Consider the following 19,180-nt stretch of genomic DNA (forward strand, 5'->3'; position numbering starts at 1 on the left):
TCTAACCCAAGCTCTACTGGCTAGGATAAGCATGCTCTTCGTTCACCTCATCCACATCTTCATCAAGCTCTCCTTCATGGTATCTGTGGCCGCCTGAAATGTAGATATAAACCACAGGAAGTACGAACAGGGTAAACAGGGTGCCTACCGCCAGACCTGCCACAATCACTAAGCCTATGTTGTATCGGGATGCGGCACCTGCGCCTGTTGCGAACAACAAAGGAATCAGACCTGCAATCATGGCAGAGGTGGTCATCAGAATTGGGCGAAGGCGGACGGTGGCAGCTTCCACAATCGCTTCTTGTTTGGAAACCCCTTTCATCACTTGTTCCTCTTTGGCGACTTCACACATCAAGATGCCGTGCTTGGTGATCAATCCGACCAAGGTAATCAAGCCGACCTGAGAGTAGATGTTCATCGAGGTTGCGCCAGAGATATGCGTCCACCCAAGGGCGATTAACGCGCCACTAATGGCAAGCGGCACGGTAAACATAATGACCAGCGGGTCGCGGACACTCTCAAACTGGCTCGCAAGCACAAGGAAGATAATCGCCAAGGCGAGGGCAAAGGTCAGGTAGAGCGAACTGCCTTCTTCCACGAACTGGCGGGCTTCTCCCATAAAGGAGTAGGTGTAACCTTGCGGTAAGTCGGTGGTGGCCAACTGTTCGAAGAAGGCAATCGCATCGCCCATAGCAACATTCGGTGCAGGCACAGCTTCAACGGAAATGGAGTTCATCTGATTGTAGTGGGGCAATGACCTTGCTTGTCCGTTCACAGTAAAGCTCACCAAACTCGATAGTGGGATGGCTTCGCCATTTTGCGCATTCACATAGAACTGCGAAATCAAATGAGGGTTGGCGCGGTAAACCCGCTCCACTTCCGGAATCACTTCATACGAACGGCCATCAATGTTAACGCGGTTGATGTAGCCGCCGCTCATCATGGTGCCGAGTGTTGCGCCAATCGCCTGCATGGTCACGCCATAAGCGCCTGCCGCTTCGCGGTCGATTTTGAGCTGCACCAAGCCGGAATCGTATTTCAGGTTCACGTCGGTATACACAAACAACGGGCTGGCTTTGGCTTTCTCCAGAATCTTGTTGCCGACCGCATAAAGGGTTTCGAAATCTGCGGGGCTGGTGATCACAAACTGGATCGGCAAGCCGCCAGATGCGCCAGGTAACGAGGGCATTTGGTAAGCCGTGGCGTTGATGCCGGGGAGTTTCTTCGCCTCTGCGTTGATATTGGCTGAGACTTCCTTCTGGCTGAGCGTCCGCTCTGTCCAGGGAATCAATGGGCCAATAGCGATGCCCTGGCTACTTGTTGGCACGCCAATCATCGCCAGTGATGCCTCGGCCTGCGGTTGCTTGGCGATGATGTTGGAAATCAGCTCCATGTTGGCCTGAATGTAGTCATTGTTGGAGGTGGAAGGCGTGCTGCCAATCACTACCACCACCCCCTGATCTTCATCCGGCGCGAGCTGTGAAGGAATGAATTTGAATATCACCGGCAGTGAAGCAAACACCACAATGGCAAAGATGACGACAACGCGTTTGTGGTCAAGCACGGCCAGAAGCGCGTGGTGATATCGCTTGGTGAGGCCACCGAGTACCCTCTCAACAGTTTCTTCAAACTTACTCGGATGAGTGTGTGTTTTGAGCATCTTCGAGCACATCATAGGCGACAGCGTGAGTGCCACAAACCCTGAGATAAACACCGAGCCTGCCAGCGTTAATGCGAACTCTTTAAACAGCGAGCCTGTCACGCCACCCATCAAGGCTATGGGCGCATAAACCGCTGCGAGAGTGATCGTCATGGAGATAACCGGAACGGCTATTTCCCGCGTGGCTTCAATGGCGGCTTTAAAAGGTTTGGTGCCCATTTTGATATGACGGTCGACGTTTTCCACCACCACGATAGCGTCATCTACCACCAATCCAATCGCCAATACCATGGCAAGCAGCGTCATCAGGTTTAAGGTGAAGCCAAAGGCTTGCATCACGACCATGACGCCAATCAGTGACAGCGGAATGGTGACAATAGGGATCACCACAGCGCGGAAAGAGCCAAGAAACAGGAGTATCACCACGATAACGATGACGGCGGCTTCAGCGATGGTTTTGACCACTTCATTGATGGAGTCAGTGATCGCCAAGGTGGAATCGTAAAGCACGCTGGCTTCAATGGTCGAAGGCAGGTTTTTCTGAATGGATTTGAACAGCACGCGAATGCCTGCCGCCACATCCAATGGATTCGCGGTGGGTGTGGCATTGATGCCGATGATCACCGCTTCCCGTCCATTAGCCAGTGCGCGCGAGCTGTCACTGCTCTTGCTGAGGTTCACCTCCGCCACATCCCGAAGTTGCACCACCTGACCCTTGTAGCTTTTGATCACCAGATTCTTCAGACCTTCAACCGTGTCGACCTGACTATCAATGGTGCTGTTGAGCACGGTGAAGTAACTTTTGAATTGACCAACCGCGGACTGGTAGTTGTTCTGTTGCAAAATGCCGACAAGCTCAGAGGTCGAGAGATCGTACTGCCCCAACTTCTCCGGATCGGGCCAGATGCGCAGAGCAAACGGCGAGCCGCCCATCATGGCGATATTGGAAACGCCATTGACGGTGGAAAGCTGTGGATTGACCACCCGTTCGAGATAGTCGGCGATCTGGCTGGAATTCAGGTCTCCACTGAAAAACGAGATATACATGATGGAGGTTGTGGAGCCAGTCGAAGAGGTAACAGAAGGGTTATAGGCCTCTTTGGGTAACTGGTTGGTAACGGAATTTATCTGAGAAAGCACGTTAGCCAGTGCCGCTTCCGGATTGGTGTTCAGCATCATGTTCAGGGTAATGCTCGACGATCCGAGTTGGCTGGCTGAGGTCATAAAGTCGAGGTTATCTACCTGCGACAAGGCTTGTTCAAGCGGCTGGGTGATAAAGCCTTCGACCAGTTCAGCATCGGCGCCGGGATAGGGCGTGGTAACGGTGATGACCGTATTGGTCATGTCCGGGTATTGCCGAACCTGCAAATCTTTCATGGCGTTGAGGCCAAGTAAGAGCAGCAGAACACTTAATGATGCCGCCATGACGGGGCGATGGATGAATATGTCTGTGAAGCTCATGATCTGTTCCTCACAGTTGCGGCATGCTGTCTGGTGTCGAAATCGGGTTGTCGACGATATTTACCTTGGTATTGTTACCAAGGTTCAAAATGCCGGTCGTGACGACTTGTTCATCAAACTTCAAATCCCCTTTGACCAAGGCGAAGTTGCCATCCCGTTGCAGCACGTCAACCGTGACCTGCCTGACGCGGGTTTCATCGTCTTTCTTCTCTGCTACAAACACAGAATTTCCGTAGAGGGCGAAGACAATCGAGGTTTGCGGCACAACTACCTGATTGTCCAAATCTGACAGCGCGACATTCACTGCGGCGAACATGCCACCGCGCAGGGTTTTGTCTTCGTTGGGCAGCTCTGCCTGTACCATCACCAGACCGGTTTGGTCACTGACCACAGGCTGAATGGCGTTGATCTTCCCTTTGTATTCACGACCTGGAAACGCTTCGACGGTTAGTGAAATGGCTTGTCCAACGGAAAGCTTGCCAATCTCTGCCTGCGGCACGCTGAAACGAACCCGCATCACCGAGAGATCGTCGAGCCGGACAATGTCTGTTCCCGCAGAAACATATTGACCCAGATTGATATTGCGAATGCCGAGCACTCCGCTAAATGGCGCTTTGATTTCCCGCTGATTAATGGTCGCCTGCAGGCTTTCAATATTTGCCTGCATGGCTTCGTACTTGGATTGTGCCGCCTCGACGCTTTGTTCCGAGACAGAACGTTCCTGATAGAGTTTGCGCAGTCGGTTGTAGTCATCCCGAACGGAAGGCAGTTGCACTTGCTGCGCTTTGAGCTGTGCTTTCTGAACCGATGAATCAAGGCTCACCAGCACAGTGCCACTTTCCACGTTGGCACCATTTTCGAAGTTGATGGCGGTGACAATGCCCGCCACTTCATTTGAGACAGAGACGCCTTGGTTGGGCTCGATAAAGCCGATGGCTTTGATACCTTGTGGCCAGACCGTTGGCGTGAGCTTTTCAACCGTGACCGGATAAACCGGTTCGGGCAGGTTAGCCAGTGTGGTCTCAATCTTTTTATTCACAAAGAGGTTAAAGCCAATCACGGTGCCAAAGGCTAGAACCGCGATAACCACCATTCCAATAAACCATTTACTCATGCGTGGATCTCCCCGGCGACATGTTGCGGCTTGGCGTTGTTTCAGCGAAAAAAGGCAGCGTCGCCAAAACTGGCGAAAAGAGAGGAAGAAGGGCGTGCATTGGCATGTTTGAAATGCCGGAAACCTTTAGGTGAACAGCGTACCGCTTCATGCAGACTCACTTTAAACAGCGACGAATGCGGAAAGTATTATGCAACCTGACGGACTGCCGTGTTTATAAGTTGGGACAGAGTGAAGTTCTTAAAAATAAAATCAGAAGAATAGAAAAGGGAGGCGATGCCTCCCTTTGAGATAATGAATGGGCGGTTACATCGCAGCTTTGACTTTCTCAGCCACGTCTGCCGGTACCCATTGGGTCCAAACTTGCGGGTAGGATTCGAGGAATTCAAACGCAGCGATTTCGCCGTCTGCCTGATTTTCTTCCATCCACGCCATCATGGCACTCATATCTGCATTCGAGTATGCGCGGTTGCTGATGTAGTTATATGCGGCTGGCGACTCCGTCGCAAAGCTTTCTGTGGTGATGGTGTTCACGGCAGAAGGTGGGTAAGCCGTCACTTTCGGATCGGTACAGTCAGCTTGAGTAATGCAGCTTTCGTAGTGCGCGGAATCTGCCGGCACACCGAAATCGACTTTCACCATGTCATAGCGACCCAGAACAGGTGTTGGTGACCAGTAGTAACCAAACCATGCGTTCTCGCGATCATTTGCGCGGGCAATTGAACCTGCCAGCGCAGCGCCTGAACCTGGGTCAATCATTTCAAAGCCGGCTTCTTCAAGGCCAAGGGCATCAAACAGGTGACCTGCAGTGATCTGGCATGTCCAACCAGCAGGGCAGGTCATAAAGCCCGATTTGGAATCATCTTCAGGATGAGGGAATAGCTTGGCGTTAGCCTTGATGCCCTCAATCGTTGCCAGCTCTGGGTTTTTGTCGACCATGTATTTTGGTATCCAGAAGCCTTCTTCACCGCCTTCTGCAAACGCAGGGCCAGCAAAGCGCAGCTTCTTCGCATCAACGCCTTTTTGCAGCATCTCTTTGTGAGAGTTACTCCAGAACTCCGGCGCGATATCAGGTTCGCCTTTTTCCGTCATCGATACGCCGGTTGGCATGGTATCGCCAGGAACCAGTTCGGCGTTACAGCCGTATCCATTTTCCAGAATGAACTGATCAACATGCGCCATCAGGGTCGCGGAATTCCAGTTCATATCAGCGATGGTGACATCACCACACTCGTCAGCAGAAGCAAAGGGGGAAAGCGCCAGTAGCGCGAAAGGTAAGTAGCGGGATTGCATAGAGAGCGACTCCATTTGTGACGATAGAACGTCTTTTAATAGTGGTTTCCAATTTATCAAAAGTGTTGAAAACGATATCTGAAAGATAATGATATTCGTGACTTTTGCATCATTTCTATGAGCATGAAGTAAGTGCAATGTTTCACAGAATCAAGACGCGCTCATGATCAGTCTCTCACTCGCGCGGTCGCTTTTTGATCAATGTTAAAACCCTGTTATAGGCTCTAAATGATTAGTGATGTAAAGGAATGCGTAATTTATGCAGCAGAGTGGGAGTGATGGGAATTCCGGTATGCCTTTTGTGCGCTTTGATAATGTGCAAAAAAGCTACGACGGAAGAACCTTGGTGGTCAAAGGATTTGAGATGGATATCGAGCAAGGTGAATTCATCACACTGCTAGGGCCTTCAGGTTCAGGTAAATCAACGGTTTTGATGATGATGGCGGGCTTTGAGCAGCCTACTCATGGTGAAATCTATCTGAATGGCAACCCAATCAAAAAGCTGCCGCCACACAAACGTGGTATTGGACTGGTGTTCCAAAACTATGCACTTTTCCCCCACATGACGGTAGAGGAAAACCTCGCGTTCCCTTTACAAGTCAGAAACCTGTCTAAATCTGAAATCGAAAAGAAAGTGAAACGCGCGCTGGATATGGTGCGTTTGTCTGATTTCGGTCATCGCCGTCCTGCACACCTCTCCGGTGGTCAGCAGCAACGTGTTGCGGTTGCCCGTGCATTGGTGTTTGAACCAGAACTGGTATTGATGGATGAACCATTGGGCGCACTGGATAAAAATCTCCGTGAAGAAATGCAGTACGAGATTAAACACATTCAGGAAGATCTCGGCGTGACCATGATTTACGTGACTCACGATCAGTCAGAAGCGCTTACCATGTCAGACCGTATTGCGGTGTTTAACGACGGTGTGGTGCAGCAGCTTGCAACACCAGAAGAGCTTTATGAACGCCCGGTTAACGCTTTTGTTGCGCAGTTTATTGGTGAGAATAACCGTCTGCGCGGCGATGTCATTTCAATGAATGAGCAGGCTTGTCAGGTCAAAATTCCGAATGGCGACATCATCACTGCCAAGCCAGTGGCTGTCGGTAGTACTGGCGAACAATCCACCCTTTCCCTCCGCCCAGAACGCATTGTGATTAATCCAGAGCAGGGCGTGCTTTCCAATATTTTTGACGCCAAGGTAGAAGAAGTGATTTACCTCGGCGATCACCTGCGTACCCGCGTCTCAGTCTGTGAGAGCGATGAATTCATTATTAAAACCCCCAATGCGGAAGGGCACCCGAACCTTCAGCGTGGCGATACCATTCGCATTGGCTGGTCGGAAGAAGATTGCAGGGCGTTGGACGCCTCGTAAGGAAACATCTAGCACAAGTGCTTTGTGCAGGGCTCGACAACTGATTTGGGTTAGTAAGGAACGCAGTTTTTCTGTCGTGGTGACGCGCAGATTTTGATTCCTGCTCATGCTCAGACGTAAACAAGCGAAAGACTTGAGGAGAAGGGAAAATGAAAAAACTCGCGTTAAACGTTGCCATTCTGGCAGGCGTTGCAAGCATGGCGACTCACGCTGTAGCCGATGAAACCTTGAATGTTGTTTCTTGGGGTGGTGCCTACACCGCTAGCCAAACTAAGGCTTACCACGAACCTTGGACTGAAAAAACCGGGACCAAGGTTATCAATATCGACAAATCTCAGAATGGCCTTTCAGGTCTGCGCGCACAGGTTGAATCTGGCAACGTGACTTGGGACCTGGTAGACATCCTGCCTTCAGACGCCATTGTTGCGTGTGACGAAGGTCTGGCTGAGCCGCTGGATCATGATACCTTGTTGGCGGCAGCGCCAGATGGCACGCCAGCAACTAAAGACTTCCTGGCAGGCTCACTGAGTGAGTGTTTTGTTCCGTCTATCGTTTATTCGAACATCGTGGCATACAACAAAGAGATGTTTGATAAAGCGCCTACCAAAATCGATGATGTGTTCGATCTGAAAAACTTCCCGGGTAAGCGTTCGCTGCAGAAAAAACCCATCAACAACCTTGAGTGGGCTTTGATTGCAGATGGCGTAGCAGCGGAAGACGTGTATGACGTGCTGAGCACCGAAGAAGGCGTACAGCGTGCATTTAAGAAGCTTGATACCATCAAAGACAATGTGATTTGGTGGGAAGAGGGTGCACAGCCGCCACAACTTTTGGCAGACAAAGAAGTGGCATTCGCTTCTGCCTACAACGGTCGCATCTTCAACGCTGCGGTGAATGAGAAGCAACCGTTCGAGATTATCTGGGACGGTCAGGTGTTCGAACTGGATGGTTGGGTTGTACCAAAAGGCAAGCTGGACAAGGTGAAAGACTACCTACGCTTCGCAACGGACTCACAACGTCTTGCCGATCAGGCGAAATACATCTCTTATGGTCCTGCGCGTAATTCTTCAGCAGCGATGGTAACGACGCATGCTGATACAGGCATCGACATGAAACCACACATGCCGACCTATGGACCAAACTTCAAAACCGCGATTCCGAAAGACGATGAGTTCTGGGCAGATAACGGTGATGAGCTGGCTCAGCGTTTCAACGCGTGGTTAGCGAAGTAATCTGAAATAATTGGCGGGTTTCTGAAAGGAAGCCCGCCGTTTTTGTTTTTATTTGAAGTTGGGAGAGTCTGGTGCAGGGAAGTCCAGTCAATGAATTAACTACGGCCGATGGTGTCTCGCTGAGAGTCAGTCAGCAGCGCTCTATCCGCCGCAACAAAATCAGGGCATTTTTGTTGGTATCGCCGCTACTGATCTTTTTGCTGGTGGCTTTTGTTTTTCCCATCGTAGACATGCTTCAACGCAGTGTCGAAAACCCTGAAGTCTCTACCTATCTTCCGAACACCAAAGCCGCGCTGCAAGACTGGAATGGCGAAGAGCTGCCCGGTGAAGAAACGTATGCCGCTTTAGTGCAAGATCTGAAAATCGGCGCTGAAGCGCGCAATATCGGTAAAGTGGCGTCACGCCTGAACTATGCAAAATCCGGTATGCGTTCGCTGATCATGAAATCAGCGCGAAAATCCAAACGCCTTAACGAAGGCCCTTACAAAGAAGCGATGGCAAAAATCGACAAGCGCTGGATGGACATTGCTGTCTGGCAGCTGATTGAACGTGAGTCTTCGCCTTATACGCTTTCTTACTACCTGAATGCGGTTGACCTTAAATACGGCGATGACGGCAGTATCGTCGCCCAGCCTGAACATCTACAAATTTACAATGCCCTGTTCTGGCGAACGCTCTACATGAGTATGAGCATTACTTTCCTTTGTCTGCTCTTGGGCTACCCAGTTGCTTACTTGTTGGCGAACCTGCCAATGAAACAGGCGAACCTTTTGATGATTCTGGTTCTGCTACCATTCTGGACGTCACTTTTGGTACGTACCGCCACCTGGATTGCGATTTTGCAGCAACAAGGTGTGCTGAATGATCTCATGGTGGGTGCTGGCATTCTGGATGACGAAAACCGAATACAGATGATCTATAACCAGACCGGTACGCTGGTGGCGATGACGCACATTCTGCTGCCCTTTATGATCCTGCCGCTCTACTCCGTCATGAAAACCATCTCACCAAGTTATATGCGGGCTGCGCGCTCGATGGGGGCGACGCAAACCATGGCTTTCCGCCGTGTTTATTTCCCGCAAACGCTGCCGGGAATCGGCGCTGGTTCGATTTTGGTGTTTATTCTTTCAATTGGTTACTACATCACACCGGCCTTGGTGGGTGGCCAAACAGGGACCTTTATCACCAACTTCATTGCTTACCACATGCAGACTTCGCTCAACTGGGGTTTGGCGGCGGCTATCGCTTCCATCCTGCTGATTGTGGTGATCTTGCTGTATTGGGTTTACAACCGCCTTATCGGCGTCGACAACGTGAAGTTAGGGTAAGGAGGAAACGATGGCTTTACCTGAATGCGCAACCACAGGCGAAAAAGTTTGGTATGTGGTGTTTCGCCTGATCTGTGCGGCGATTTTCCTATTCTTGATTGGCCCCTTGTTGGTCATCATTCCTTTGAGTTTCAATGCCGAACCGTACTTTACGTTTACACCTGAAATGCTGAGTTTTGACCCTGCCGGATATTCACTTCGTTGGTACGAGGATTTCTTCACCTCTGACTCGTGGCAAGCAGCGGTCAAAAACAGTGTGATTGTGGCGATTGCTTCCACTTTGTTGGCGACGGTACTGGGAACCATTGCGGCGCTTGGGCTTTCCAGCCGTTACATGCCTTACAAAGACGCGATCATGGCCATTCTTATCTCGCCAATGATTGTGCCTTTGATTATCTCCGCTGCGGCGATGTTCTTTTTCTTCTCCCGTTTCCAGCTCACCCAAACCTATGTAGGTGTGATTCTGGCGCATACTGCGTTGGGTATTCCGTTCGTGGTGATTACCGTCACCGCGACGCTGAGTGGTTTTGATCATTCCTTGACCCGCGCGTCGGCAAGCTTGGGGGCGAATCCGATTCAGACTTTCTTCAAAGTCGTCCTGCCGTTGGTTACGCCTGGGGTTATCTCTGGCGCGCTGTTTGCTTTCATCACATCATTTGATGAAGTGGTTGTGGTGCTCTTTATAGCAGGGCCAGAACAGACGACGCTGCCGATTCAGATGTGGTCGGGAATACGGGAAGAGATCAGCCCAACCATACTGGCCGCTGCAACCCTGTTAGTGGTGTTATCTATCGCTTTGCTGACAACCTTGGAGTTCCTCCGCCGACGCAGTGCAAAGATGCGGGGCATCGAAGAGTAAGCTTTACCTCACAGCGTCAAAACACCCGCTTTATGCGGGTGTTTTCTTTTTCCCATCTTTCTTTCATCTGTATCCCAACTCTCTCAACTAATTTCATTTCCATCTGGCACCTATGCAAGGTGGTGTTGCTTACATGGCGTGTCGCTAACAGAGGATGCAAGGAATGATAAAGACGTTGAAAACCTTTATGGGGGCAGCATTGATGATCTCGATGCCTGCAATGGCATTGGATGGTTTGGAAAAGCTTTCGGTGACGGAAACGGTCATTATCGATGCGCCGGCGAAAGAAGTGTGGGACAAAGCCATCAGCTTTGATGGATTGGATTCGTGGATTCCGGGTATCACCAAGAATGAACTGGTGTCGGGCGTGCCGAACGAAGCTGGGGCGGTAAGGAAACTCTATGTGGATGATGCGTCACTGACAGAGGAGTTGATGGGCATTGATAACAAAACCATGACGCTGAATTACAGAATCATCAAGGAGAATGTCGACTTGTTGCCCGTCACGCATTACACCTCAACCATTTCGGTGGTTTCGAAAGGAGACAATGTGAGTGAAGTGAGTTGGAGCGGTGAGTTTTACCGTGGCTTTCCAGAAAGTAATCCGCCTGACTATCTGACAGATGAAGCGGCAGTTAAAGGTGTCACGGGCTTGTATCAGGCTGGCTTAGGAAACTTGAAGAAAGTACTGGAAGGTAAAAAGTAATAGCTGGCTTGCTGACCACCCATCCCCCTAATCAGGGTGGTCGGCAAACCAGGCTGATCTAGATTTCGCCCCAGCTAGGAAGCTGTTTTCTTTTCGCGGAAAGCTTGTACCACGCAGACATCATCACACCGAAAAACAGGCCGGTAACCAGAGATGCGTTAAACGCATAGCTGAGGGACACACCGAGAGATTCCCACTGCATAAACCACATGATCAATCCCCACAAGGTACCAAACCAAAGGGTACCGAGCAGCGTGTTGATGCTGAAGGAACAGAACTGCGGTGGTGGAACTTTCAATCCCAATTTACGCGCAAGACGGTAAATCAGAGGATTGGCGGAAGATGGCAAAAAGCCTTTCTCAGTCAGGACCTCATGTGCACGGTCCAGTTGTTGCTCGAAACTCATTGCTAATCACTATATACAACTCAGTGCGCTCACTATAACCCAAGGGAGACTGGGCTAAAGGAGGATTGGCAAGTTTGGTGACCGCCGTCTCGCCAACGGCAAGTTTTCAGCGCTTTATCGCGATCAGCGTAAAGGTATGCCAGTGTTTTTCGTTACCAATGGCGGTTTTTCCTAGCTCGTCACGCTCCTTTGAGAAGACTATCTCAAACCCTTTGAACATGTCGTCTAACATGACTTTATCTACGGGTGCCAGCGCTCGACTGGGGTCCTGGTTCCAGGTGTCATTGTGGCCAATGAAATCACCACAAAACACGCCGCCACGGATGAGTGATGAACGGATCCGGTTCCAAACAGCATCGAACTCTTTAGCCTCGCAGAAGAACAAACTGTTATTGGCTGTAATCAGGCTTGATATGGGAAATTCAAACTCTGAAAAAGAATCAAGCGTCAGGTTTAGCTTGGGGTAATTCTTGCAACGCTGGTGGGTTAGCGTCACAGCATCTTCATTGCAATCGAAGGCATGGACTTCATATTGCTGAGCCAAAAGATAAGCCGTTTCAGCGCCACTTCCACAGCCACAATCAACAGCAACGCGATGCCCGGTTTTATCGAGTTTTATTGCTCTTTCCACGAGTTTTCGGTGTGGCAGTGGAGACACTTTCTGATAGTACTGATTCCATTTGGTTTGTTGATTCATTTGACCTCCGATTCCGTGGTCATGATGAAAATGGGAGTAAAGGAACGCAAGGAATCTCCCTATTTGATGGAAAGAATCTCAAGTTTATCTTGGAAGCGTTGAAGTAAAGAAAGGATCGTTTAGGCTCGGTTTGTAGATAAGTCCGAAGAGAAAAGCCATGCGTGTTGATTACCAAAAGCGGTTGCTGCCTGTCATTCGTCATCTAGAAAAACATTTTAACGAGCCACTCAACCTGCCCGAAGTCGCGGCTTTGGCAAATCTCTCGCCTTATCATTTTCACCGTACATTTAAGGCGGTACAGGGAGAAACGCTGGCAGATTTCATTAGGCGTCTACGTCTTGAAGCGGCGGCTGATGAGTTGTTTAAGAACAAGCAACCAGTGCTCAACATTGCCCTAGAGTTTGGTTTTTCATCCTCTCAGAGCCTCGCGAAGGCCTTCCAACAACATTTTGGCGTTACGCCAACAGCCTTTCGTGACTGTGAAGACTACAAGGCATTTTCCGAGCTTGCACGAAACAGCAAGATTGGACACACGCTGCGCAAGATTGGAAACGAAGCGGAAGTGACTGATTCATATACTGGCTCTGACACATCAACATGGAGCAAGACAATGGAAAAGCAACACTTCGAGCGCAGTAGACTGGCCTATGTCCGCGTGACCGGCCCTTATGGTCAGGGATATGAAGAAGCGAGTGCTCGCCTTTATCAATGGGCGGGCATGAATGGCTTGGCAGGGAACACCTGTATTTTCATTTACCACGATAACCCTGAAATTACCCCGAATGAGAAGTGCAGGACGGATATCTGCCTAATGGTGCCGGATGAGACCGATGCCCCTGCAGGTATTGAGCTTCAGGAGTTCCCCGGTGGCGAATATGCAGTCATGCGCCAGAACATCACGGACTTTAGTCAGTACCCCAAAGCATGGGATGACCTGATGGGTAAAGTGATTGAGATGGGCATTGAATCAGATGATCGTCCATGCTTCGAGCTTTACCACAGCTTTGATATGCAAACCCATCATGCTGATGTCAGTTTCTGCACTGCAATACGATAACGTCGATAGAACACTAGCACTGAGGAAGCCCACGATAACCGTGGGCTTCTGTTTATGAGTTGGTCTCTGATGCCAGGCGTTTTTTCGTGGTTGGCACGACGAATAGCAGTGTGATCAAGGAAGCGGTGAACAAGGTTCCTCCGAGACTCTGGAATATTCCCGCAATGCCCAACGAAATTCCAAGCATGAGGTAATACATCAATCCAAACAGCGCACCGGCAGAGCCAGCATACTGTCGGTAGTTAACCAATGCTTGACCGAGAATATTGGGTATTGCAATGCCGTACGCGACGACGATTCCCATCATTGGCAGAACAAGCAGGTAGCTTTCTTGTAGTGCACCAACGCCGGCGCTACAGAGCACAGCCAATGCACTGGATCCTGAAACTAAGGTATTCGTCTCGAAGCCGCGTTTGAGTAAAGACTTATTAATCATGCTGCCTGCAAATGATCCCAGCGCCAGCACAATCCCGGTGTACCCAAATTCAATGGAACTAAGGCCAAGTTGTTTGAAAGTAAAAGGTGCAATCGCGTAGTAGCCGAACAACATAAGATTAAAGGCGGCCACCAAAACGGCATTCTTCCATATTGAGCCATCGCGCAGCATTGCACGGCACACTGAAGCAAGCGAAACACGTCGGGTATGCACGGGTTTGGTTTCTGTCAGGGAAAATGTAGACCCAACCAGTAACACCACTGCTAGACCCAATAATGTTGTGAATACGCCCAAGTAACCTGAGTAAGTGGTCACGACACTTCCCAAAATCAGTCCAATCACAGGGCTAACAGCGGTCGCCATTCCCATGATAGAGAAGACTCTGCCCAATTCAGCGCCTTCGTAGCTGTCCCTTAACATGGTTTGACCGACGACGGAGCCTGTCGCTGCCCCAAAGGCGGAAATTACTCGGGCTAAAAGTACGACATGAAAGTCGGCCGCAAGCATGGCTAACACGCTTCCCAGTGCATAAGTCGTCAAACCAATGAGCATTGCTGTGCGTCGTCCCAGTGTATCGGCAAGCCTTCCCCACACCACCACACCAACCGCAAATGCGGAAAAGTAAACCGATAACGTGAGTGATGCCGTATCAAAGGAAACGCCAAAGGCTTCAGCTAGATTGGGCAGTGCCGGGCTGTAAATTGTTTCGGCAATTTGGGGAAACATCAGCAGCGCCCCAAGAAGCCACAAAGACGGGGTTTGCGTTTTCATAAAGTCTCCAATCATTGTTTTTGATGGCGTGGAGTCTACAGGCGGATATACTTGGCCTATTAACGTTATTAGAACCAAAAACATCAAAATAAGGACAGATGGCAGTTATAACTGAAGAAACCCGATTTAACGCAGATGTGTTGGAAGCGCCAATTATTGGCGTTGCCGCACAGATTGGGCGTCATGACTCGGGAATGCACAAACACAACAAGCATCAGCTTCTGTTTGCTTCTTCAGGGTGCATGAGCATCAACCTGAACGGGTTGTGGTGTGTGCTGCCTCCAATCCGTGCTGCCTGGATTCCAGCTGGCACGGTTCACTGCGCAGTGATGAGGAATGTGGTGGCTTATCGGTCATTGTATTTCGACGCGCAAATATCCCAGCACCTTCCTAAAGACATCAAGATAATCGCTGTCAACGGCCTGCTAAGAGAACTCATCGAGCGTATGGCTTACTGGGAATGGGAAATGCCACAAGAAGATCAGCAAGCCATCTTCTCGCTGTTTTGTCAGGAGTTCGGCGATGCACAAGAAGAGCACTTCGCTTTGAAACTCCCTTCTGATCGCCGCCTAAAAGTTTGGCTTGAGGAAGTGATGGCAGGGAATGTGCTGCCAGAGCCTTTAGTCGAGATGGCAAAGGGTATTGGTGCCAGTGCCAAAACCATCAGTCGCATCTTCACTCGGGAAACGGGTATGCCTTATCAGTCCTGGCGACAACAATGGCGGTTGCAGGCATCTGTCGAGCGCTTGTCGGAAGGGGAAAGTGTGTCAGAAGTGGCGTCGGCGCTGAAATTTTCCAGCGATAGTGCATTTATCAGCTTCTTTAGGAAGATGACAGGCAACACACCGGGTCGCTATCTCAGAGAGCCCACCGAATAATAAATTTACAGTGCAAATTGTCATCTGAACGTCGCCTTGCACTCCCCATACAAATCATATCCATAATTTATCTCAGGTTGTAATGATAACCATTATCATCTAGATTTAAGTAAGTAAGTAAGTAAGTAAGTAAGTAAGTAAGTATGGATGAGATGGATTGACGATGGGGAATGACATGGATAGCAAACGCGTGAGGGGGAGAGGAGCCACCGCAGTTCAACACGTTGAAAAAGTGCAGCTTGAATTCAGTGTAGAAACACTTGAGCGCCTGTTTATGAACGGTCAATTGTGCGCTGCAGAGTTTAGCTGTTTAAATGCTCAATCAAAGAAAGTGGTTCAAGCGTTGTGCCTAAACACTTGCATGCACCGTGTGTGTAACGATAAAGAGCGTAAGACATTCGTGGAAGATAACCTTCTTATCGACAACAAAAATATTAGCTACTAATTTTTTATATCCCATGCCTTGAATCTTTTCTATATCGCCCCAATATATAATTATTGGTGGTTCGGATTCGCCATTAACAAATGGTCTACATTTCAAAACTCCACCACCTAATAATCAAAGATTTAAAAGAAAATAAAAATTTTTTCTCTTTTTACACTTGAAAGTGTTTTGGTCCATCTCCAAATATAGTGGTGTAGAGGTTGTGGCGATATTCGTGCGACCTCTCGGATAAATCATTTAACTAAATTTAATATCGCTTCATTGGAGGATATATGATGAAAACTATCGACTTGACCCCACTATACCGTAATAGCGTTGGCTTTGACCGTTTTGCCAATTTACTGGATAACGCGTTTCGCGCAGAAAGTGCTGCAGCGGGTTACCCTCCGTATAACATTGAATCGCTTGAAGACAGCAAGTATGCGATAACGCTTGCAGTTGCTGGCTTCACTCAAGAAGAGCTTCACATTAACGTCGAGCGTGGTGTGCTGACAATCCGTGGTGAGAAAGAGAAGGTAGAAGGTAAAAACTACCTGTACCAAGGCATTGCAAACCGTACTTTCGAGCGTAAGTTCAACCTGGCTGACTATGTTGAGGTCACCGGTGCAGATCTGGAAAATGGTCTGCTGAAGATTAACCTTCTGAAAGTTATTCCTGAAGCAATGAAAGCTAAGTCCATTGCAATCAATGGCGGTTCACCTTCTTCTATTGAAAACAAAGAAGAAGTTATTGCTTAATTAAATTTCATGATGTTGCGTTAAATAAAAGGGCTGATTCATTCAGCCCTTCATAGCACTAACTTCATTTTAATATGTTTAATGCCAGTTTTGGGAGAGGTATACACGTCACCTATTTTATTAAATCCCAACTTTTCATAAAGCGGAATTGCATGCAGGCGTGCACTTAAAATAATATTTTTTGTTAAGTGCTTTTTAGCGTGGGCAACCAGTCGGCTAAGAATGGCCTCTCCCAACCCATTGCGCTGGTGGTCTGGTGAAACTACCATTTGTGATATCTGCATGGTTGAATCATCCCGTTTGGTCAAACGACCATAAGCCAGCAATTCCCCGTCACAGATAGCCGCGAGATGCCGGCTGTTCTCTTCGTCCGCATCGAACAACACTTCCCAAGGTAGGCCTGGCTCTTCGAAAAACAACGCGTAACGAAGGCTCAAAGCCTGCTGATAATGCTCTGACTCTGTATCCAGCCAGAGGTATTCAATGTGCTTACCAAGCGTGTTCATAACCTTCCCAAGTGAAAAATTTGCCGCTGTCTTTCATTGTCAGTGACTGAGTGAGTTTTACAATACCCTCTGCGCTCTCTTGCGCTGTGATATCGGCCTCGTCACCACCCATGTCGGTTTTCACCCATCCAGGATGTACCGGACACACAATAATGCTCTCTGCTTTCAGCTCCAACGCCAGTACCTGCATGACTTTGTTTACGGCAGCTTTAGAACTTCGGTAAGCCAACATTCCCGTGGACTCTCGGTTCAATGCTCCCATCTGGCTGGAAATAGTGAGGACCTTCGGTGAAGGGCTTTTCTTTAAGTTGCTGAGCAGAGAGCTAGTAACCATCAAAGGGCCGATGGTGTTTATCTCAAAGGTTTGTTTCCATCCTTCAACGTCCATGTTGCTGTAACTCTGATGGTCAGGACCAATAACACCTGCGTTGTTCACCAAGACATCAATATGAGTGTCAGCAAGTGATGCAGCAAACGCTGTGATGCTTTGTGAGTCGGTCACTTCCAGAGGGTGAAGCGTTAATTGACCAGTTCCTTGCAACTGAGTCAGTGCAACGGGTGGCTCTGGTGTGCGATAGGTCGCGACCACTTTATCGCCTTTCGCAAGATAAGTTTTCACTAGCTCCAAGCCTATTCCGCGCGCAGCGCCTGTAACCACAATAGTACTCATCCTATGACTCCTTTCTTGTACGATGATTTAGGCAGGCTATATGTCATTGAGATGACAAAAGAATGTTTGGGGGTAAATTTTGTCCTCAGTCGCAAAAATTGCGAGGTCAGGATTTAATCACATAAACTCAATCTATTACGTGTCGCGAAGAAAGTTACCCACAGAAACGGTGGATAACCCTTTGGGTAACGTTGAATTAATACAAACGTCATCTTGGGATAAAGCCGTCTGCTTAAAAAGCACGCGGGTTAAGCAGGGTGCAGTTAAACGCAGCAGGCTTTATTTTTGCCCCAAATTTGTCTGCGACGAAACAGGTTTCGTTATGTGTCTCGGTTCTTATCGAAATGTCAGGATCGTCTAGATTATCGGCACAGAAAAGATGGTTAGGTACTGTGAGATTGATGTTGAACAAAATTTGAACACTTTTTTCCAACAGATGAGATGGCAGATCCTGCCGGAGAAAAAAAGCCCCGGAAATTCCGGGGCTGATGTCTTGGAAGATATTCAACGTTTAGCTGGCTATTTGTGCGCTCTCTAAGCTGACACTGCCGAGCGTCGGCTCTTGGTCTTGGCGCATGCCTACACGCTCTTCTCTTGGCGGAATGCCGTAGTAATCTCTGTAGCATTTGGAGAAGTGGGGTGTGGATACAAACCCGCAGGCAATCGAGATTTCGATGATCGAGAGATTGGTCTGGATCAGAAGTTGTTTGGCCCGACTGAGCCTGAGGTGCAGATAGTAACGTGAAGGCGAACACTGAATATGTCGTTGGAACAGTCTTTCGAGTTGACGACGCGAGAGCTGTACGAGACCAGCGAGTTCGTCGATGCAGAAAGGCTCTTCGAGATTGGCTTCCATTAAGGATACGGTTTCGAGCAACTTAGGCTGCGCAGTGCCGATCAGGTTTCTCAACGGTATCTTCTGAACGTCTTCTGTATTTCTCACACGTTCGCACATGAACATTTCAGAGATGGCAGCACTCAGTTTGTTGCCGTGCTCTTTCGTGACCATATTGAGCATCATATCCATCGGTGCAGTTCCGCCCGCACTTGTCATGCGCTTCTCGTCAAGAGAGAAAAGTTTGTTGCTGACACGGACGGTGGGGAAAGCCTCCTGAAATCCAGCGAGGTATTCCCAGTGGATAGAGCAAGCTTTGTTCTGCATGATACCGGCTTTCGCCAAGAGATAGCTGCCCGTACAGATAGCACCAATGGTCACTTGCTTTCTGTCCAGTGAGCCCAGCCAATTCAGCAACTTTGGATTGGCTGCCTTTTCAATATCTAAGCCACCACAAATAATCACGATGTCCAAAGCTTGCTGAGAAGGGATGCCTTCATCGACACCTATCTGTAGCGAATCACTGGCTGATACCGCTTTGCCATCTTCGCTCAGTGTGTGCCAGCGGTACAAGGTCTCGCCTGACAACTGGTTTGCCATGCGCAATACTTCAACCGCAGAAGCCATCGCTAGCATGGTAAAGCGGTCACACAGATAGAAACCGATGTTAACTGTTTGGCGTAGTGAGGATACTGTGCCCATAGGAACCTCTCCATT

18 protein-coding genes are annotated in these 19,180 nt (G+C 49.1%); 9 read left to right on the plus strand and 9 right to left on the minus strand.

Translation table 11 applies throughout. The annotated features are described in order from the left end of the window. Positions 1-13: 13 nt before the first annotated feature. The 3 genes from D515_RS15685 to D515_RS15695 all read right to left on the minus strand — a co-directional run bounded on the left by D515_RS15685 (position 14) and on the right by D515_RS15695 (position 5,528). Positions 14-3,121, minus strand: coding sequence for an efflux RND transporter permease subunit (locus tag D515_RS15685; protein WP_002539966.1), 3,108 nt, complete (start codon positions 3,119-3,121; stop codon positions 14-16). 10 nt (positions 3,122-3,131) lie between these two features. Beyond that, positions 3,132-4,235, minus strand: coding sequence for an efflux RND transporter periplasmic adaptor subunit (locus D515_RS15690; RefSeq protein WP_002539967.1), 1,104 nt, complete (start codon positions 4,233-4,235; stop codon positions 3,132-3,134). Between the two features lie 306 nt (positions 4,236-4,541). Next, positions 4,542-5,528 carry an ABC transporter substrate-binding protein gene (locus D515_RS15695; protein WP_002539969.1) on the minus strand — a complete coding sequence of 329 codons (987 nt, stop codon included), beginning with the start codon at positions 5,526-5,528 and terminating at the stop codon, positions 4,542-4,544. Between the two features lie 259 nt (positions 5,529-5,787). On the opposite strand from D515_RS15695, the gene D515_RS15700 reads away from it, so the two are divergent. The 5 genes from D515_RS15700 to D515_RS15720 all read left to right on the plus strand — a co-directional run bounded on the left by D515_RS15700 (position 5,788) and on the right by D515_RS15720 (position 11,025). Continuing rightward, a complete protein-coding gene (locus D515_RS15700; RefSeq protein ID WP_002539970.1) occupies positions 5,788-6,900 on the plus strand; it encodes an ABC transporter ATP-binding protein in 1,113 nt (370 codons plus the stop codon). A 149-nt stretch (positions 6,901-7,049) separates the two neighbouring features. Next, positions 7,050-8,132: an ABC transporter substrate-binding protein gene (locus tag D515_RS15705; RefSeq protein WP_002539971.1), complete on the plus strand. Its 1,083-nt coding sequence runs from the start codon at positions 7,050-7,052 to the stop codon at positions 8,130-8,132. Positions 8,133-8,203: 71 nt separating this feature from the next. Beyond that, complete coding sequence (locus D515_RS15710; protein WP_002539973.1) at positions 8,204-9,460, plus strand: ABC transporter permease; 1,257 nt, start codon at positions 8,204-8,206, stop codon at positions 9,458-9,460. A gap of 10 nt (positions 9,461-9,470) precedes the next feature. Further along, on the plus strand, positions 9,471-10,319 hold the full coding sequence (locus D515_RS15715) for an ABC transporter permease (protein WP_002539974.1): 849 nt from the start codon (positions 9,471-9,473) through the stop codon (positions 10,317-10,319). Positions 10,320-10,482: 163 nt separating this feature from the next. Beyond that, positions 10,483-11,025, plus strand: coding sequence for an SRPBCC family protein (locus D515_RS15720; RefSeq protein ID WP_002539975.1), 543 nt, complete (start codon positions 10,483-10,485; stop codon positions 11,023-11,025). A 58-nt stretch (positions 11,026-11,083) separates the two neighbouring features. Here D515_RS15720 and D515_RS15725 read toward each other — a convergent pair whose 3' ends face one another. Then, on the minus strand, positions 11,084-11,431 hold the full coding sequence (locus D515_RS15725) for a DUF6404 family protein (RefSeq protein ID WP_002539977.1): 348 nt from the start codon (positions 11,429-11,431) through the stop codon (positions 11,084-11,086). Between the two features lie 106 nt (positions 11,432-11,537). After that, on the minus strand, positions 11,538-12,128 hold the full coding sequence (locus D515_RS15730; protein ID WP_002539978.1) for a class I SAM-dependent methyltransferase: 591 nt from the start codon (positions 12,126-12,128) through the stop codon (positions 11,538-11,540). Between the two features lie 157 nt (positions 12,129-12,285). On the opposite strand from D515_RS15730, the gene D515_RS15735 reads away from it, so the two are divergent. Then, on the plus strand, positions 12,286-13,185 hold the full coding sequence (locus D515_RS15735) for an AraC family transcriptional regulator (protein WP_002539979.1): 900 nt from the start codon (positions 12,286-12,288) through the stop codon (positions 13,183-13,185). Positions 13,186-13,237: 52 nt separating this feature from the next. On the opposite strand, the gene D515_RS15740 is transcribed toward D515_RS15735, so the two are convergent. Next, positions 13,238-14,392 carry a multidrug effflux MFS transporter gene (locus D515_RS15740; protein ID WP_002539980.1) on the minus strand — a complete coding sequence of 385 codons (1,155 nt, stop codon included), beginning with the start codon at positions 14,390-14,392 and terminating at the stop codon, positions 13,238-13,240. Between the two features lie 98 nt (positions 14,393-14,490). Here D515_RS15740 and D515_RS15745 point away from each other — a divergent pair, with 98 nt between their 5' ends. The 3 genes from D515_RS15745 to D515_RS15755 all read left to right on the plus strand — a co-directional run bounded on the left by D515_RS15745 (position 14,491) and on the right by D515_RS15755 (position 16,452). Then, positions 14,491-15,270: an AraC family transcriptional regulator gene (locus D515_RS15745; RefSeq protein ID WP_002539981.1), complete on the plus strand. Its 780-nt coding sequence runs from the start codon at positions 14,491-14,493 to the stop codon at positions 15,268-15,270. A gap of 175 nt (positions 15,271-15,445) precedes the next feature. Next, positions 15,446-15,715 (plus strand): hypothetical protein, encoded by a 270-nt coding sequence (locus D515_RS15750; protein ID WP_051997521.1) that lies wholly within the window; start codon positions 15,446-15,448, stop codon positions 15,713-15,715. A 275-nt stretch (positions 15,716-15,990) separates the two neighbouring features. Beyond that, complete coding sequence (locus D515_RS15755) at positions 15,991-16,452, plus strand: Hsp20 family protein (protein ID WP_002539983.1); 462 nt, start codon at positions 15,991-15,993, stop codon at positions 16,450-16,452. A 50-nt stretch (positions 16,453-16,502) separates the two neighbouring features. Here the strand turns inward: D515_RS15755 and D515_RS15760 are convergent, their stop codons facing one another. The 3 genes from D515_RS15760 to gbdR all read right to left on the minus strand — a co-directional run bounded on the left by D515_RS15760 (position 16,503) and on the right by gbdR (position 19,165). Beyond that, positions 16,503-16,958, minus strand: coding sequence for a GNAT family N-acetyltransferase (locus tag D515_RS15760; RefSeq protein WP_002539984.1), 456 nt, complete (start codon positions 16,956-16,958; stop codon positions 16,503-16,505). Beyond that, complete coding sequence (locus D515_RS15765; RefSeq protein WP_002539985.1) at positions 16,942-17,628, minus strand: SDR family oxidoreductase; 687 nt, start codon at positions 17,626-17,628, stop codon at positions 16,942-16,944. The genes D515_RS15760 and D515_RS15765 overlap by 17 nt, the downstream gene beginning before the upstream one ends. A 511-nt stretch (positions 17,629-18,139) precedes the next feature. Beyond that, the gene (gene gbdR, locus D515_RS15770) at positions 18,140-19,165 is read right to left on the minus strand and encodes a choline metabolism transcriptional regulator GbdR (RefSeq protein WP_002539988.1); all 1,026 of its coding nucleotides are present in this window, start codon (positions 19,163-19,165) and stop codon (positions 18,140-18,142) included. Between the last annotated feature and the right edge of the window lie 15 nt (positions 19,166-19,180).

Source organism: Grimontia indica, from assembly GCF_000333895.2.
In the GTDB taxonomy this organism is placed as follows: domain Bacteria; phylum Pseudomonadota; class Gammaproteobacteria; order Enterobacterales; family Vibrionaceae; genus Enterovibrio; species Enterovibrio indicus.

Bases quoted from the DNA above. Each gene is read 5' to 3' on its own strand.
- D515_RS15730 (WP_002539978.1), bottom strand. From the start codon at position 12,128: ATGAATCAACAAACCAAATGGAATCAGTACTATCAGAAAGTGTCTCCA.
- D515_RS15715 (WP_002539974.1), top strand. From the start codon at position 9,471: ATGGCTTTACCTGAATGCGCAACCACAGGCGAAAAAGTTTGGTATGTG.
- D515_RS15685 (WP_002539966.1), bottom strand. From the start codon at position 3,121: ATGAGCTTCACAGACATATTCATCCATCGCCCCGTCATGGCGGCATCA.
- D515_RS15750 (WP_051997521.1), top strand. From the start codon at position 15,446: ATGGATAGCAAACGCGTGAGGGGGAGAGGAGCCACCGCAGTTCAACAC.
- D515_RS15725 (WP_002539977.1), bottom strand. From the start codon at position 11,431: ATGAGTTTCGAGCAACAACTGGACCGTGCACATGAGGTCCTGACTGAG.
- D515_RS15700 (WP_002539970.1), top strand. From the start codon at position 5,788: ATGCAGCAGAGTGGGAGTGATGGGAATTCCGGTATGCCTTTTGTGCGC.
- D515_RS15745 (WP_002539981.1), top strand. From the start codon at position 14,491: ATGGCAGTTATAACTGAAGAAACCCGATTTAACGCAGATGTGTTGGAA.
- D515_RS15720 (WP_002539975.1), top strand. From the start codon at position 10,483: ATGATAAAGACGTTGAAAACCTTTATGGGGGCAGCATTGATGATCTCG.
- D515_RS15735 (WP_002539979.1), top strand. From the start codon at position 12,286: ATGCGTGTTGATTACCAAAAGCGGTTGCTGCCTGTCATTCGTCATCTA.
- D515_RS15740 (WP_002539980.1), bottom strand. From the start codon at position 14,392: ATGAAAACGCAAACCCCGTCTTTGTGGCTTCTTGGGGCGCTGCTGATG.
- D515_RS15690 (WP_002539967.1), bottom strand. From the start codon at position 4,235: ATGAGTAAATGGTTTATTGGAATGGTGGTTATCGCGGTTCTAGCCTTT.
- gbdR (WP_002539988.1), bottom strand. From the start codon at position 19,165: ATGGGCACAGTATCCTCACTACGCCAAACAGTTAACATCGGTTTCTAT.
- D515_RS15760 (WP_002539984.1), bottom strand. From the start codon at position 16,958: ATGAACACGCTTGGTAAGCACATTGAATACCTCTGGCTGGATACAGAG.
- D515_RS15755 (WP_002539983.1), top strand. From the start codon at position 15,991: ATGAAAACTATCGACTTGACCCCACTATACCGTAATAGCGTTGGCTTT.
- D515_RS15765 (WP_002539985.1), bottom strand. From the start codon at position 17,628: ATGAGTACTATTGTGGTTACAGGCGCTGCGCGCGGAATAGGCTTGGAG.
- D515_RS15705 (WP_002539971.1), top strand. From the start codon at position 7,050: ATGAAAAAACTCGCGTTAAACGTTGCCATTCTGGCAGGCGTTGCAAGC.
- D515_RS15695 (WP_002539969.1), bottom strand. From the start codon at position 5,528: ATGCAATCCCGCTACTTACCTTTCGCGCTACTGGCGCTTTCCCCCTTT.